A 2,156-nucleotide genomic window follows, 5' to 3' on the forward strand; every position below is an offset into this window, starting at 1 on the left:
CGCCCGCCAACCAAACGGGATCGGGGGCCGCGACGGCGGCCGGGGGTTGGGTTCGCCCAAGGCGAACCCAACCTACGCGGCTCATCCCGTGTCCGGCGGCTTGCGGCGGCCGGGAGCCGCGGAGCGGGGCTCGGGCGGATCCTCGCCGTCCTGCGACGGCAGGAAGCCCAGCTCCTCCATGGCCTCGTCGGCCATCTCGAGCCACTGCTCCACCCGCACCGGATAGCCCCAGCGCCGGCACAAGGCCGCCACCGCGACCTCGGCCCGGCTGGCTTCGATCAGCTCGACCACCTCCGGCCGCTCCAGCCGCTCGCTCAGCTCGTCGGCGCGGCGATCCTCCTCGCCGTCCTCGGACGACTCGTAGACCGCCGCCTGCATCGCCAACTTCACCCGCAGCTCGTGCCAGTCCTCCTGGGCCGCCTCGCGCTGCGCCGCGGCCTTGCGCCGCTCCTCGGCCTGACGCGACAGCTTGTCCTTGAGCAGCAGGGTCAGCCGCACCGAGCGCGCGACAGTGGCGATCCGCTGGCAATAGTCGACGCCGGGCTGCGGCGTCTGCAGCGCCTCCCGCTGCGTCGCCCGCGCGATCGACATCTGGATCTCGACCAGCTCCGCCACCACGCACAGATCCGCCGCCCGCTCCTCCTGCGGAGCGGCCGAGGCCTCGGTGGCCGAATCGGTCTGCGCCTTGTTCATAGAACATAGCATGAACGCAGTCGCCAATTAATACAAGCAAACAATGTGTTAAGAGTGGGATGATGCGTCAGGCCGCATCCGTGAGCGCGGCCGGTTTCGGGCCGCCGGTGGCCCAGTCCAGCAGTTCGACCGTGTGCACCACCGGCAGGGCGGTGCCGAGCCCGATCTGGGTGATGCAGCCGATGTTGCCGGCGGCGACGATCACCGCCCCGGTGCTTTCCACCGCCCGCACCTTGCGCGCCCGCAGCTCGTCCGCGATCTCCGGCTGCAGCAGGTTGTAGGTGCCGGCCGAGCCGCAGCAGAGGTGACCGTCCGGCACCTCGCGCAGCTCGAACCCCGCGGCGGCCAGCAGGCGGCGCGGCGGCGCCGCGATGCGCTGGCCGTGCTGCATCGAGCAGGCCGAGTGATAGGCCACGGCCTGGCCGGTCGGCCGCGCCGGCGGGTTCAGCCCGACCTCGTCCATCAGCTCGGTGATGTCCTTGGCCAGGGCCGAGACCGTCGCGGCCCGCTCGGCCCAGGCCGGGTCGGCGCGGAACATGTGGCCGTAATCCTTCACCGTGGTGCCGCAGCCCGAGGTGTTGACGACGATGGCGTCGAGCCCGCCCTCGTCCACGACCCGGCCCCAGGCCTCGATATTCGCCCGGGCCGAGGCCAGCGCCGCCGCCTCCCGGCCCATATGGTGGGTCAGCGACCCGCAGCAGCCGGCGCCCGGCGCCACCACCACCTCGACCCCGTGGCGGGTCAGCAGGCGGACCGTGGATTCGTTGATCGCCGGGTCCAGCACCGTCTGGGCGCAGCCGGACAGCAACGCCACCCGCCGCTTCCGCGGCCCTTCCGCGGCGAAGACCTGCGGCCGGTCGACCGGGCTGGGCGGCGGCAGCCGGCGCGGCGCCAGCGCCAGCATGGCGCGCAGCCGCTTCGGCAGCAGCCGCGCCGCCGGCCGGGCCGCGATCGCCCCCATCAGCGCCAGGCGGAACAGCCGCGGCCGCGGCAGCACCGCCGCCAGCAGCGCCCGGATCGCCCGGTCCGGTAAAGGCCGGCGGTAGGTCTTCTCCACCACCGCGCGGCCGTGATCGACCAGATGCATGTAGTGCACGCCCGACGGGCAGGTGGTCATGCAGGACAGGCAGGACAGGCAGCGGTCGAGATGCCTGGCGACGCTGGCCGGTGCCGGACCGCCGCCCTCCAGCATCGACTTGATCTGGTAGATCCGGCCGCGCGGGCTGTCGAGCTCGTCGCCCAGGACCGTATAGGTCGGGCAGGTGGCGAGGCAGAAGCCGCAATGCACGCAGCTGCGCAGGATCTGCTCCGACACCGCATTGTCCGGATCGGCCAGCTGCGCCAGCGAGAAATGAGTCTGCACCCGCACTCTCCCGTCGTTGCGCCGACACTAGCCTGCGGCCCGGCGTCAAGGGAACCCGGCCGATGCGGCGGACGGCGTTGTCAACCGTCATGGCGGTTAG

Annotated in this window: 2 protein-coding genes; both read right to left on the bottom strand. The window is 72.4% G+C overall.

The genetic code is table 11. The annotated features are described in order from the left end of the window. Positions 1–81: 81 nt before the first annotated feature. A complete protein-coding gene (locus AAHM41_RS39975; RefSeq protein WP_342242214.1) occupies positions 82–693 on the bottom strand; it encodes a hypothetical protein in 612 nt (203 codons plus the stop codon). Positions 694–760: 67 nt separating this feature from the next. Next, entirely contained in the window at positions 761–2,056 is a 1,296-nt protein-coding gene (glcF, locus tag AAHM41_RS39980) for a glycolate oxidase subunit GlcF (RefSeq protein WP_342242215.1), read from the bottom strand. Between the last annotated feature and the right edge of the window lie 100 nt (positions 2,057–2,156).

The organism is Inquilinus sp. OTU3971, from assembly GCF_038440215.1.

What these genes read in the sequence shown, in the direction of transcription:
- AAHM41_RS39975 (WP_342242214.1), bottom strand. Translation starts at nt 693, where the DNA reads ATGAACAAGGCGCAGACCGATTCGGCCACCGAGGCCTCGGCCGCTCCG.